This window comes from Nocardia sp. NPDC049190 (assembly GCF_040648115.1).
GTDB lineage: Bacteria > Actinomycetota > Actinomycetes > Mycobacteriales > Mycobacteriaceae > Nocardia.
The window spans coordinates 319235-331528 of sequence record NZ_JBEZDE010000001.1; the positions used below are offsets into that span (position 1 = coordinate 319235).

The 12294-nt window shown below is 66.7% G+C and carries 12 protein-coding genes; 7 read left to right on the forward strand and 5 right to left on the reverse strand.

Annotated features, from left to right (window positions below; genetic code table 11):
- Positions 1 to 4 precede the first annotated feature (4 nt).
- Positions 5 to 688 carry an allophanate hydrolase subunit 1 gene (locus tag AB0B25_RS01160; protein ID WP_357172838.1) on the forward strand — a complete coding sequence of 228 codons (684 nt, stop codon included), beginning with the start codon at positions 5 to 7 and terminating at the stop codon, positions 686 to 688.
- Positions 685 to 1569, forward strand: a complete 885-nt coding sequence (locus tag AB0B25_RS01165) for a biotin-dependent carboxyltransferase family protein (protein ID WP_357172841.1) — start codon at positions 685 to 687, stop codon at positions 1567 to 1569. Before AB0B25_RS01160 ends, AB0B25_RS01165 begins: the two co-directional genes overlap by 4 nt.
- On the opposite strand, the gene AB0B25_RS01170 is transcribed toward AB0B25_RS01165, so the two are convergent.
- The 3 genes from AB0B25_RS01170 to AB0B25_RS01180 form a co-directional block, all read right to left on the reverse strand.
- Positions 1538 to 3157, reverse strand: a complete 1620-nt coding sequence (locus AB0B25_RS01170) for a DUF4185 domain-containing protein (RefSeq protein WP_357172844.1) — start codon at positions 3155 to 3157, stop codon at positions 1538 to 1540. The genes AB0B25_RS01165 and AB0B25_RS01170 overlap by 32 nt on opposite strands.
- A gap of 399 nt (positions 3158 to 3556) precedes the next feature.
- On the reverse strand, positions 3557 to 4861 hold the full coding sequence (locus tag AB0B25_RS01175; RefSeq protein WP_357173266.1) for an MFS transporter: 1305 nt from the start codon (positions 4859 to 4861) through the stop codon (positions 3557 to 3559).
- A gap of 108 nt (positions 4862 to 4969) precedes the next feature.
- Positions 4970 to 5434 carry an NUDIX domain-containing protein gene (locus tag AB0B25_RS01180; RefSeq protein ID WP_357172847.1) on the reverse strand — a complete coding sequence of 155 codons (465 nt, stop codon included), beginning with the start codon at positions 5432 to 5434 and terminating at the stop codon, positions 4970 to 4972.
- A gap of 234 nt (positions 5435 to 5668) precedes the next feature.
- On the opposite strand from AB0B25_RS01180, the gene AB0B25_RS01185 reads away from it, so the two are divergent.
- Positions 5669 to 6457 (forward strand): pirin family protein, encoded by a 789-nt coding sequence (locus AB0B25_RS01185; RefSeq protein WP_357172849.1) that lies wholly within the window; start codon positions 5669 to 5671, stop codon positions 6455 to 6457.
- A gap of 115 nt (positions 6458 to 6572) precedes the next feature.
- Positions 6573 to 7151, forward strand: a complete 579-nt coding sequence (locus AB0B25_RS01190; protein ID WP_357172852.1) for a DUF4190 domain-containing protein — start codon at positions 6573 to 6575, stop codon at positions 7149 to 7151.
- Here the strand turns inward: AB0B25_RS01190 and AB0B25_RS01195 are convergent.
- Positions 7120 to 7644 (reverse strand): hypothetical protein, encoded by a 525-nt coding sequence (locus AB0B25_RS01195; protein WP_357172854.1) that lies wholly within the window; start codon positions 7642 to 7644, stop codon positions 7120 to 7122. The genes AB0B25_RS01190 and AB0B25_RS01195 overlap by 32 nt on opposite strands.
- 134 nt (positions 7645 to 7778) lie before the next feature.
- Here AB0B25_RS01195 and AB0B25_RS01200 point away from each other — a divergent pair, with 134 nt between their 5' ends.
- From AB0B25_RS01200 to AB0B25_RS01210, 3 genes are all read left to right on the forward strand, one after another.
- Positions 7779 to 8630 (forward strand): helix-turn-helix transcriptional regulator, encoded by an 852-nt coding sequence (locus AB0B25_RS01200; RefSeq protein ID WP_357172857.1) that lies wholly within the window; start codon positions 7779 to 7781, stop codon positions 8628 to 8630.
- 10 nt (positions 8631 to 8640) lie between these two features.
- Positions 8641 to 9018 carry a DUF397 domain-containing protein gene (locus tag AB0B25_RS01205; protein ID WP_357172860.1) on the forward strand — a complete coding sequence of 126 codons (378 nt, stop codon included), beginning with the start codon at positions 8641 to 8643 and terminating at the stop codon, positions 9016 to 9018.
- Between the two features lie 69 nt (positions 9019 to 9087).
- Positions 9088 to 11106 carry a M13 family metallopeptidase gene (locus tag AB0B25_RS01210; RefSeq protein WP_357172863.1) on the forward strand — a complete coding sequence of 673 codons (2019 nt, stop codon included), beginning with the start codon at positions 9088 to 9090 and terminating at the stop codon, positions 11104 to 11106.
- 45 nt (positions 11107 to 11151) lie between these two features.
- Here AB0B25_RS01210 and ugpC read toward each other — a convergent pair whose 3' ends face one another.
- On the reverse strand, positions 11152 to 12231 hold the full coding sequence (gene ugpC, locus AB0B25_RS01215; protein ID WP_357172866.1) for a sn-glycerol-3-phosphate ABC transporter ATP-binding protein UgpC: 1080 nt from the start codon (positions 12229 to 12231) through the stop codon (positions 11152 to 11154).
- Positions 12232 to 12294 lie beyond the last annotated feature (63 nt).

The window sequence follows — 12294 nt, forward strand, 5'->3', positions numbered from 1 at the left end:
GCGGATGACGAACGCGGGGTGGCAGGCGGCCGAGCGCGCAATCCGTGCTGCCGGGGATCGGGCACTGCTGGTGACCCCGGACCGGCGCGGTAGCGCCGCGGAGCTGGCTGCGGCGCTGCGAGATCGACCAGTGGCCGGTGTGCAAGATGTGCTGCCTGCTGCCGAAACTGTTCTGCTGATACTGGATTCACCGCGCGACGGCGAGGTGGTGCGGCGCGCGCTGGCCACACTGCTCGTTTCGGTGCGGAATGCAGAATCGGACATTGTTTCCCGTGGAACACTGCCGGATGACGCGTCTGCGGCGGATCCGGTGGAGATCCCGGTCCGCTACGACGGCGCCGATCTGGATGACGTGGCCCGGTTGCTGGAGCTCGCCACCGCAGACGTGATCGCGGCGCACACCGGAACGGTCTGGCGGTGTGCCTTCGTTGGATTCGCGCCCGGCTTCGGCTATCTGGAATCACCCGACAGTGGGTTGGCCGTTCCACGACGAGCCCAGGCTCGCACCGCGATTCCGGCGGGCGCCGTCGCGCTGGCTGATTGCTACAGCGCGGTGTATCCGCGCAGCACACCCGGCGGGTGGCAGCTCATCGGAACTACGGACCTCCGGATGTGGGACGTCGAACGGGACCCGCCCGCGTTGATCCGCGCGGGCGGCGCAGTGCGATTCGTCGAGGCAGACAGATGATCATCGTCGACGAGGTCGGTCCACTGGCGACCATCCAGGATCTCGGCAGGCCGGGTTGGTTCGATTCCGGCGTCGGCGCCGCGGGCGCCGCGGACCGCGCATCGTTGCGGCTGGCCAACCGGCTTGTCGGCAACCCCGAAGGACACGCGGCAATCGAGGTGCTGCTCGGCGGATTCGCGCTGCATGCCGAGCAGCGCGTTACAATCGCGATCACCGGTGCGCCCGCTCCCGCGACCGTCGACGGCACACCGGTCGGGCACGCCTTCGTGCTGGAACTCGCGCCGGGACAGGTTCTTCGGCTCGGCTACGCACCAGTCGGGCTGCGGAGCTATGTCGCGGTACGTGGCGGTGTCGACGTGCCCCCGGTGCTCGGTTCGCGCAGCCGTGACACGATGTCCTGGCTGGGCCCCGAACCGCTCGGTAAGGGCGATCGGCTCCCGATCGGCCCCGCACCGCGCGCGCTCCCGACGGTGGAGTTCGCTCCGGTCGCCCCTTTACCCGCAGACCTGGTTACTGTGCGTGCCGTGCTCGGACCGCGCGACGATTGGTTCACCGATGCCGCGGCTTTGTTCGACGGCGGGTGGGAAGTGTCCACCGACAGCGACCGGATCGGTGCACGGCTGGAACGCCGTACCGGCCGCCCGCTGACGCGAAAGGACGAGCGTGAGTTGCCGGCCGAAGGTATGGCGCTCGGCTCGATCCAGGTGCCGCCGAGCGGCCAACCGGTGGTATTCCTTGCCGATCACCCGATCACGGGTGGCTACCCGGTGATCGCGGTGGTCATCGATGCGGATGTCGATGCCGTGGCGCAGGCACGTCCTGGTGTGACAATCCGGTTCGTCCGCGTGGTCAGCGCCTCGGAGCCAGCCGGGCGTGCATGAGATAGACGTTGTAGCTATCCCACGCCGAGAGCATGAAATACAGATCCCGATCCGTCGACCACGGATGGATGAACCCGCCATAGGACTTCGGGTAGTCGGACGTGGACACCAGCGGGACCGCTTCCGTCCAGGCCCCTTGTGGGCTCGCGGCGTCGCGCAGCACGATCGCGCCCTTCGCCGCATCGAGATACACCATCTGCCACCGCTCGGTCTCGCGGTCGTAGCGCACCGACAGCTCGCTTGCCATACCCAGCACCAGCGGGGTGGCCAGATTCTCTGACGCGGGCGCCCAGGTGCCGCCGACCCAGTACTGGTAGGCGGACTTGTTGAGCACTTCGTCCTTCGGCACTCGGGCCAGCCCGATCACGCCGATGCGACCGTTGGGGGTGCCGAACATGTAGACGTAATCGCCCTCCGGCACCATCGCCGCCACCTGGAACCGCCCGATGCCGAAGAAGTTGTCCCACTTGGCATGCTGGTCCTTCTTCCAGGTGTGCCCGTTGTCGTCGGAGTAGGCCAGGCCGCCGTAGTTGGTCCACCACAGGCCGGGAATGCGGCTCCATCTGTTCACCGACATGTAACTCAGGTACTGCCGGCTGCCGATGGCGAACCCGGAGGTGGGGATGGTGGTGGTCTCCCAGTTCTTGACCTTGCGGCTGCCCAGGATCTCCGCGGCGTGGCAGCGGCTGTCCTGCGCGAAGGTATCCAGCGTCAGGCCGTCGGACAGGTCGTGGTCGGTGCTGAATCCGATGACGTTGCTGCGCCAGTCCTGGTCGTCGTGGCCAGCGCCACCGCCGCCCCAGCCCTTGCCGAAGGTGTCGCCGAACACTACGGCGACCTCGCCCGGCCGGGTCTCCCACAGCAACCCGAGGTCGGTGCCGTCGATCTGCCACCGCATGTCGGTCCGATTCTCCGACCCGTGCCCGGTTATCTGCTCGACCAGACGGACCGATTCGACGCGCGGCGCGGCGACGGGCGCCGCGAGCGGGCCCGGGGCACTCGGATGTACCACCCGCGGCGGGGCAGGTTGTGGTTCCTCGCCGGGGCCGCCGGGTACGGGGAACGGAATCGGCTCGGTCTCTGGATCGAATTCGATGCGGGGCAACTTGATCGGGTCGCCGGAGCCGCTGCCGGAACCGGAAGCAGAACCGGAGCCCGAGCCCGACGCCGAGCCGGAGCCCGAACTAGAGCCGGTGCCGCTGTTCGGTACTGGACTCGGGTTCGGGCTCGGGTCCAGCGGCTTCGGCGTGTCCCGGATATCCGGGCATGGGTTTTCGCACGGGTCGGTCGGCAGCGGATCAGGGACGATGCGGGTGTTGTCCTGCGGTGGGTCCGGCACCGGAACCGGGGTGAGTTCCGGAATCGGCACGGGGATGTCGATCTGCGGCGGCATCGGGGGCGCGGGTGGCAGCGCGGGATCGGGCTCGCGTGCGAGCGGGTCGAAACCGACCTCGCCGCAGCTGTTCACCGGCGGCGGCGCCCACGGGAACGGTGCGGCCCGCGCGGGTATCGGTAGCGTGAAAACCCCGGCGAGCAGCGCGCTGAACAGCGCCGGTGCACACGCGGGTGTGACTCGGGATTCGCGCATCGCGGAGATTCGGTCGATCGGCTATATGGCGGCCCGGATGCGGGCGGCGCGCCGAATCTTCCACGCGCCCAGCGGTTCACGCATCGCGTCGGGGTCGTTCGCCGGAAAACCCATGTCGAATTGCTCCTGTCGAGTCGGGGCGCAGGGAGATCAACCTACCGGAACGACGCCGGCGAATGCGGGACGTCGGATTCGGAAACATCCGGGAAAGGGAACCGGGGTCGCGGTGTGCACGTCCGAATACACACGGATGAGATCGAGCCTGTGGCGGACTCCGATCATCCGGCAGAGTTGCCCGATGACAGCCGTGTCCGATGACAGCCGTGCCCGGTCGATTCGCACGCGGCTGTATGGCGCGCTGGTTGCGTCGTCCGGGACGCGATTCCGGCGACGAAACGATCATCGTGTGAATGCGTCGCGGCGTGTGTTGAGTGCGATGGCCGCGATTCCCGCGCAGTAGATCGCGGCGCCGCCGAGCACGACGGCGAGTGATCGACCGTTATCCGGAATCACCAGCGCGGCAATGACGATCGCCAGCAAGAAGGCGATGTTGAAGACAGTGTCCTGCAGGGCGAAAACCTGTCCGCGCCGGCTGTCATCGATATCGATCTGCATGGTCGCGTCACCGGTCAGTTTGATCGTCTGCCCGGCGATCCCCAAGAAAAACGCGCCGATCAGCAGCAGTTCATGCCCGTGCTGCCGGCCGGGCTCCGAGTCGGCGAGCGCGATCGGTGTGACCAGTGTGAGCTGTACCAGCGTCGCAACGAGCAGGCTGACCACCACGGTGCGCGAACGGCCGAGCCGGGGTATGAGCAGCGGCGCGATGACGGCGGCGACCAGCATGCCCGCCGCAGTGGCGGCGATGGCGACGCCGAACCCGACCAGACCTCCGCTGAGTCCGGTGCCGTCCATGGGGGCCTGACGCAGGACCAGCACCATGATCAAGGTATTCACACCGAACACGATCCGGTGCGTGCCGATGCCCAGCATCGCTGTGGTGACCTGCACAGATTCCCAGACCGCCACAGCGCCCGTGCGTAGGCCGATGGCAATGGCGTGCACCGTGTTGTCCCTCGGCGCCGCGTCCGTCGCCGGACCCAGCACTCGGGGCAGGAACCCGGCCGCGAGCACCGCGCCGAGCACCGAACCGACGCCGCTGAGCGCGACCGCGACCGCCGAGCCGAAATCTCCCGCTCCGATCACTCCGATCACCGCCACCGAGGCCGCCGCACCGAGCCCGGCACATCCGGAGGCCACTGTCGCGAACACCGAGTTCATCGGCACCAGCCACGTCTGTGTCAGCACCCGTGGCAGCGCAGCCGACACGCCCGTCAGCACGAATCGGCTGATCCCTACCACTGCCAGCGCCAGTAACAGCAGCGGCGTCTCCCCCATCCCCAGGAGCAGGCCCGTGCTCACCACCACGATCAGGGCAGCCCGCAACACGTTGGCCACCAGCAGTACCGCGCGGCGGTCCCACCGATCCAGGAGTGCGCCCGCGTACGGACCGACCAGTGAGTACGGCAACAGCAGCACCGCGAACCCCGCGGCGATGGCCAGCGGATCGGTCTGTCGCTCGGGGTTGAACAGGATCGCGCCCGAGAGTGCGGCCTGGAACATCCCGTCGCCGAACTGCCCGGCGAATCGCACCGCCGCCAGCCTTACCACGCCTGGGCTTTCGCGCAGCACGGCGCGCAGTGGAATCGGCCGTTCCTCGGCGGGAGATCGACCTTCGGAGCGACCAGATGACACGTTGGCGAGGGTACTGTGTTGCGCGACATCGCCGTGCACGACGGTCGATGGGGCCGGGGCTCAGACCCGATCGACGAGCGTGCGCACCGTCTGCCGCATATCCGGCGCCATCGGCAGTTCGTCGAACGTGCCGCCATCGGTCCAGGCGAACGCGTCGTGCTCGCGCGGCGCGAGGGCGACATCGCCCGGCTCCACCTCGACGACGAAGGTGTATTTGCGCACTTTCGACTTGGTCCGGGTGGCATAGTCGAATCCGCCGAGGAAGTCGGTGATGGCGCGCACTCGCAGACCGGTTTCCTCCCGCAGTTCCCGCGCGACACAGTCGGCGAATGTCTCTCCGGTTTCCACCCCGCCGCCAGGCAGTTCGTACATACCGCCGTGATAGTCGTCGGGCACCCGACGCACCATCAGAAGCTTGCGTTCCCGGAACACCGCGACGCCGACGACGAAATGCGCGATGCCGTCACGGTGCGCTTCGCTACGGAGTTGCCGCTCGATCCGGGCGAGTTCCTCGAGTCCCAGCACGTCGTCACCTCCGATTTCATTGTGGCGCTTGTCGATAGCTGCCGGGCCGGGGCATCCGGCGAGGTGGCCCGACGTTTCGACGTACCGGTTGGTTCTGCTCGCCTCCCTGTCACCTACCGGTCGCTCGCGTAAAATGCCGACTGCAGGACAATTTACTAGGAATGCGGAGTACCGCGACCGAAGTACTCCTACCCTGAATGGCGATCGGTGCACGGTCCCGAGAGGAGGACCACGATGTCCACACTCACGACACCACACATCGATGTCCACCACGGTGGGGACCGTATGAAGACGCGGATCTCCTGGCTGGATTCGAAGCACTCGTTCTCGTTCGGGGAACATTACGATCCCGACAACACTCATCACGGCCTGCTGCTCGTCAACAACGAAGACATCGTTTCCCCCGGTCAGGGCTTCGATACCCACCCGCACCGGGACATGGAGATCGTCACCTGGGTGCTCGGCGGTAGCTTGGTGCACCAGGATTCCCTCGGCCACAGCGGCATCATCTACCCCGGGCTCGCCCAGCGAATGAGCGCGGGCACCGGAATTCTGCACTCGGAGAAGAACGACTCGTGGCGGCTGGACGGCCGCGCCTCCGAGCACGAGGAGCCGGTGCACTTCGTACAGATGTGGGTGGTGCCCGACGAATCCGGCCTCACCCCCGGCTATCAACAGCTGGAGATCGATGACGAACTCGCCGGCGGCGGTCTGGTGACGGTCGCCTCGGGCCTGCCGCGCTATCGCGATCGCACCGCCATCGCGATCAACAGCAGCCATTCGGCGCTGCATGTGGCGCGCATGGTGACCACGGAGCCGGATGTCGAGTCTGTCGTGGACCTACCGGACGGGCCGTACCTACACCTGTTCGTCGCGCGGGGCGAGGTGGAGATGGAGGGGGTCGGTCCGCTCTACGAGGGCGACGCGGTACGCCTGACCAGGAGCGGCGGTCAGCGCATCGTGGCGCGGCAACCCGCGGAGATTCTGGTCTGGGAGATGCACGCGCGGCTGGGCGCCCAGTAGTCGATTCGGATTAACATCCGTCCGTGGGGAGCGCGATCAGTAGGCGACCTCCGCGCACCTGCTGGGCCACCTGGACCGGACCGAGTATCGCGAGGCACTTACGGAGAGGACGTCAATGTCCGAATATCCCCCGCCCGGCGAATATCCCCCGCCGGGTCAGTACCCGCCGCCCGGCCAGTACCCGCCGCCCGGCCAGTACCCGTCGCCCGGCCAGTACCCGTCGCCCGGCCAGTACCCGTCGCCGGGACAGTACCCACCAGGGCAGTACCCGGGCCAACCTGTCTACTGGCAGGAGTCGCCCAAGGGGAAGGGGCTGGCGATCACGGCGCTCGTGCTCGGCATTCTCGGCCTGTTGACCTTCTGGACCATCATCGGCGGCTACCTGTTCGGCATCTTCGCCCTCATCTTCGGCGTGGTCGCGCTGGTCAAAGCCCGCTCAGGCACAGAGGGCGGCACCGGTATGGCGATCACCGGTCTGGTTCTCGGCGTATTGAGCCTCATCGGGGCGATCCTGATAACGATCGTGGGTTATAACTTCTTCGTCGACTCCGGCGGTAAGGATTTCGTCGACTGTGTGAACAAGGCAGGCGGCGATCAGGCCAAGATCGATCGGTGCGAGCGGGAGTGGAACCAGAAGCTGCAGGACAAGTACAGCGTCACGCTCACTCCGCCGCCCGCTCCAACACCCCGCTGACCGAGGCGCACGCGCGAGTCGTGGTGAGCACCTCGGCGAGGTCGCGGCGGAAGTCGCCCTCGGGCGCCGCGACCCAGGTTCGATAGCCGCCATGCTCGTCGGTCGGCGAGGGCAGCACGATATGGCTGCCTGGCAGCGCGATCGACGCGCAGACCCGAAACAGGGCGGAGAACAGCGCTGTATCCAGATAAGAGTTGTCGGTGGGGCCGGTCAGGAAGGTCCAGCGGTCCGAGCGCGGATGCGCGATGATCGGCCCCGGCCGGTGTTCGGATCCAGAGATCAGCCGGTCGCGCACTTTCTCGCCGAACTCGGCAGGCATCACGACGGCGCCCACCGAGCCGATCTCCAGCATGATTCGCCCGAGCGCCGGGTCCACAATGCTGTAGAGCCCGTGCTCCTTGCGGTAGCGACGGCAGCGAGCGAACGCATCCTGAATCGCCGTGAAATCCGAGGGTGCTGGAACGTTGTCTAACTCGGTGCGGGATGTACTCATGACGAACGACCTCGCCTCGATGCGGGTGGATCGTGTGGTGGGGGAATCGACCGCTGCCATCGACCATAGTCCGGCGTACTGTGGTTGACAATAGTCACACCGACCGATTCGGGAGGGGCGTAGCATCGCCAGGCATGGCACCTGTCTCGCCTACCGTTGCCCGCTGGGAACTGGTGCTTCGGCTTCGTGAGCTGCGCGAACAGCGTGGCTTCGACTCCGCGGGATTCGCCAAGCGGGTCGGCTTCACCGCGGCCAACTGGTCGCACGTGGAGAAGGGCAGACGCGTGCTCACCACCACCACGATCGGACCGGTGCTCGAGCTGCTCGAGGTGGCGTCCGACGAGCGCGCGGAATTGCTCGCCCTGTTGGAAGCGAGCAAGCAGCGCGGCTGGTGGGCGAAGTCGTCGGCGCTGATCGGACCGGAACTGCAGCGGCTGTACGGGATGGAATACGGTGCGCAGAGCATCCGCAGTTACGACAGCCTCGTCGTCCCGGGCCTGCTGCAAACCGAGGACTACGCCCGCGCGCTGATCAGCGCCGACGTGATGATTCGTCCGGTGCAGGTGGAGCAGTTGGTGGCCATTCGGATGCGCCGGCAGGAGCGACTGCGCGGTAGCGAGCCGGTCGAGCTGACCGCAGTGTTCGGTGAGGGCACGCTGCTTCAGCAGACCGGCGGGCCGGATGTGCTGCGTGGGCAGCTGAACTACCTGGCCGACCTGCTCGATGAACTCGACACCGTGGAGGTGCGGGTGATCCCGTTCGCCGCCACCGCGGGTGCGGTGCTCGGCGGGTCCAGCTTCCATCTCCTCGACTTCGCGGGCGAGCAGTTGCCGACGTTCGGGTGGGCGGAGAGCGCGGTGTTCGGCGGCGCGGTCGACGATCCGGATCTGGTGCGCGATCTGAGCTTCGCGTACGTCCGCGCGGTGGAGCAATCTTTGACGCGAGCGGAGTCATCTGCCCTGATCAGACAGCATGCGCGCGTGTAAAATCCTGGCCATGGCCACCGCAAGCCCCTGGCCGGCTTCCACCGGCTGGTTCACATCGACCCGATCGAACAATGGCAACCAATGCGTCGAGGTCAGGTTCGATGGTGATGCGGTGCTCGTCCGTGACAGCAAATATCGCCGTAATCCGGCACACCGCACCGCCGACGAGCCCATCATCACTGTCACAGCGACCGAATGGGCCGCGTTCCTCGACCTACTGCAGACCCGCGGGCGACCGCAAGGCGAACTGAGCGCACACACCGCCGCCGACGGTCGCACCACACTCCGCCACGGCGAAACCACCCTCACCTATACCCCCGAGGAGTGGGACGCCTTCCTGCTCGGCGCACACGACGGCGAATTCGACCGCCTCGTCCTACCTGCCTGATTCCGCAGTTCAACGCCCCCGGCCGTGTAGTCGGGGGCGGTTGTGGTGCGCATCGGCATACTGGAGATTGTGACTTCCGAGCTGACCAGTCCTTCCGGTATCGATCTGTCCAATCTCGATCAGGGCGTGCGGGTGCAGGACGATTTGTTCGCGCACGTCAACGGCACCTGGCTGGCCGAGTACGAAATACCGGCCGACCGGGCGGTGGATGGCGCATTCCGCGCGCTGTACGACCAGGCCGAACTGGACGTCCAGGCGATCATCCAGAATGCCGCCGCCGTCGCCGCCGAGCCGGGCAGCGACGCCCGCAAGATCGGCGATCTGTACTCCAGCTTCATGGACACCGACACCGTCGCCGCCGCGGGTCTCACCCCGATTTCCGCCGAGCTCGCGGCCATTCACGAGGTCGCCGACAAAGCGACCTTCGCCGCGCTGATCGGCCGATTGCAGCGTACCGGCGTCGGCGGCGCCGTCATGGTCTATATCGACACCGATGACAAGAACTCCAACCGCTACCTGGCGCATGTCACCCAGTCCGGTATCGGTCTTCCCGACGAGTCCTACTACCGGCAGGACGAGTTCGCCGAGATACGCACCAAGTACATCGCGCATATCGGCCGGGTGTTCGGCCTTGCCGCCACCGACCCGCACATCGCCGCGCTACTGCCCACGGATCTCGACACCGTGGGGCAACGAGTGTTCGACCTGGAGCGGAAGCTGGCCGCTGGACACTGGGACGTGGTCCGCCGCCGCGACGCCGAACTGCGCTACAACCTGACCACGTTCCGGACACTCACCGAGCAGAATCCTGAATTCGACTGGGACGCATGGGCCCACGCGCTGACCGCGGGCGTGGATCGCCCCGGACCCGAGCTGCTCGCGGAAGTAGTCGTGGGGCAGCCGGACTACCTGCGCACTTTCGCCACGGTATGGGCCGCCGAGTCGCTTGCCGACTGGCAGGCATGGGCGGCCTGGCGGGTGCTCCGGTCGCGCGCGCCGTATCTGACCGACGCGTTGGTCGAGGAGAACTTCGACTTCTACGGCCGGACCCTGACCGGAGCCGAGGAGAACCGGGAGCGCTGGAAGCGCGGTGTCTCGCTGGTACAGGACTTGCTCGGCGAGGCGGTCGGCAAACTGTATGTCGCCGCGCATTTCCCGCCCGAGGCCAAGGCGCGGATGGTCGAGCTGGTGGCCAACCTCCAGGAGGCCTACCGTCGCAATATCGCCGAGCTGGACTGGATGGGGCAGGGGACGAAGGCGTCCGCGCTGGCCAAGTTGGAAAAGTTCACCCCGAAGATCGGCTACCCGGACAAGTGGCGCGATTACTCGGCCGTCATGATCGACCCGGCCGACCTGGTCGGCAATTACCGCAGCGGTTATGCCGCCGAGCACGATCGGGACCTGAACAAACTAGGGGGCCCGGTCGACCGCGACGAGTGGTTCATGACCCCGCAGACGGTGAACGCCTACTACAACCCTGGCATGAACGAGATCGTCTTCCCGGCCGCCATCCTCAAGCCGCCATTCTTCGACATGCACGCCGACGACGCTGCCAACTACGGCGGTATCGGCGCGGTGATCGGGCACGAGATCGGCCATGGCTTCGACGACCAGGGCGCCAAGTACGACGGTGACGGCAACATGATCGACTGGTGGACCGACGAGGACCGCGCCGAATTCGGCAAGCGAACCAAGGCGTTGATCGATCAATACAACGTGCTCTCACCCGAGTCCCTGCCCGACGAACACACCGTGAACGGCGAGTTCACCATCGGCGAGAACATCGGTGACCTCGGTGGCCTGTCCATCGCGTTGGAGGCGTACAAGATCTCGCTGGGCGGCGGCGAGGCGCAGGAGATCGATGGTCTCACCGGTTTGCAACGGGTGTTCTATGGCTGGGCGCAGGTGTGGCGTGCCAAAGCCAGGACGGAGGAGGCCATCCGCCGTCTGGCGGTCGACCCGCACTCTCCGCCCGAGTTCCGCTGCAACGCGGTGGTGCGCAATATCGACAGCTTCCACGAGGCGTTCGACGTCAAACCCGGCGATGGCCTGTACTTGGCGCCCGCCGAGCGCGTGAAGATCTGGTAGTCCGACCGTGCCGGGGCGGCCCCGCGCTGGGGCCGCTCCGGGCGATCAGCGCAGGCGTTCCTCGGTCTCGGCGTCGAAGAAGAAGACGTCATCTACTGTGGGTCGCAGGCGAAGTCGGTCGCCAAGCCGCACCTGGAAGCGGCGGTCGACGCGCGCGACCACCTTTCCGGATCGGCTGTTCCACTGCGCGGTGACACCATGGCTGTAGACGAAGGACTCCGCGCCGAGTTCCTCGAGTAACTCCGCGTCCACGGCCAGGCTATTGTCGGTGTCGGTCGTGACTTCCCACGACTCCGGGCGGATGCCGACAACCACCCGGTCGCGTGTCGCGCTGCGCGGCAAGGGGATCCGCAGATCGCCCAGTTCTGCCGCGCCGTCGTGCACCGGCGCCTCCAGCAGGTTCATGCCCGGCGACCCGATGAATCCGGCGACGAAAGTATTCACTGGATTGTCGTAGAGCTCGCGGGGCGAAGCGATCTGTTGCAACTTGCCGTCGCGCAGCACGGCGACCCGATCGCCCATGGTCATCGCCTCGACCTGGTCATGGGTGACATACACCGTCGTTGTGCCGAGGCGCTTCTGTAGCGCGGCGATCTGGGATCGGGTGCTCACCCGCAGCTTCGCATCCAGATTGGACAACGGTTCGTCCATGCAGAACACCTGCGGACGCCGAACGATGGCGCGTCCCATGGCGACGCGCTGGCGCTGGCCACCGGACAGCTTCGCCGGCTTTCGGTCCAGCAGCGGCTCCAGTTCCAGCATCTGCGCGGCCTCTCGTACCCGGACGAGGGTGTCGGTTTTGCTCATGCCGGCATTGCGCAGCGCGAAGCCCATGTTCTGCGCGACGGTCATGTTCGGATACAACGCGTAACTCTGGAACACCATCGCGACGTCCCGCGCCCGGGGCGGTAGACCGGTGACGTCCGTGCCGCCGATCAGGATGCGGCCGTCCGCAACGGATTCCAGTCCGGCGAGCATACGCAGACTGGTCGACTTGCCGCAGCCCGACGGGCCGACGAGCACGATGAACTCACCGTCCGCGATATCGAGTTCGAGCTGGTCGACGGCGGGCGCAAGCGCGCCGGGATAGCGATGGGTCACACCCTCGAAGTGCACGGTGGCCATGCTGACGGTCTCCTCGCGTCGGTCGGCGATCCTCCGGCGGCGCGGCACGCCACCGGAGGACGA

Excerpts from the sequence above, each read along its gene's own strand:
- AB0B25_RS01195 (WP_357172854.1), bottom strand. The coding sequence starts at position 7,644 with ATGAGTACATCCCGCACCGAGTTAGACAACGTTCCAGCACCCTCGGAT.
- AB0B25_RS01160 (WP_357172838.1), top strand. The coding sequence starts at position 5 with ATGACGAACGCGGGGTGGCAGGCGGCCGAGCGCGCAATCCGTGCTGCC.
- AB0B25_RS01205 (WP_357172860.1), top strand. The coding sequence starts at position 8,641 with ATGGCCACCGCAAGCCCCTGGCCGGCTTCCACCGGCTGGTTCACATCG.
- AB0B25_RS01200 (WP_357172857.1), top strand. The coding sequence starts at position 7,779 with ATGGCACCTGTCTCGCCTACCGTTGCCCGCTGGGAACTGGTGCTTCGG.
- AB0B25_RS01165 (WP_357172841.1), top strand. The coding sequence starts at position 685 with ATGATCATCGTCGACGAGGTCGGTCCACTGGCGACCATCCAGGATCTC.
- AB0B25_RS01185 (WP_357172849.1), top strand. The coding sequence starts at position 5,669 with ATGTCCACACTCACGACACCACACATCGATGTCCACCACGGTGGGGAC.
- AB0B25_RS01190 (WP_357172852.1), top strand. The coding sequence starts at position 6,573 with ATGTCCGAATATCCCCCGCCCGGCGAATATCCCCCGCCGGGTCAGTAC.
- ugpC (WP_357172866.1), bottom strand. The coding sequence starts at position 12,231 with ATGGCCACCGTGCACTTCGAGGGTGTGACCCATCGCTATCCCGGCGCG.
- AB0B25_RS01170 (WP_357172844.1), bottom strand. The coding sequence starts at position 3,157 with ATGCGCGAATCCCGAGTCACACCCGCGTGTGCACCGGCGCTGTTCAGC.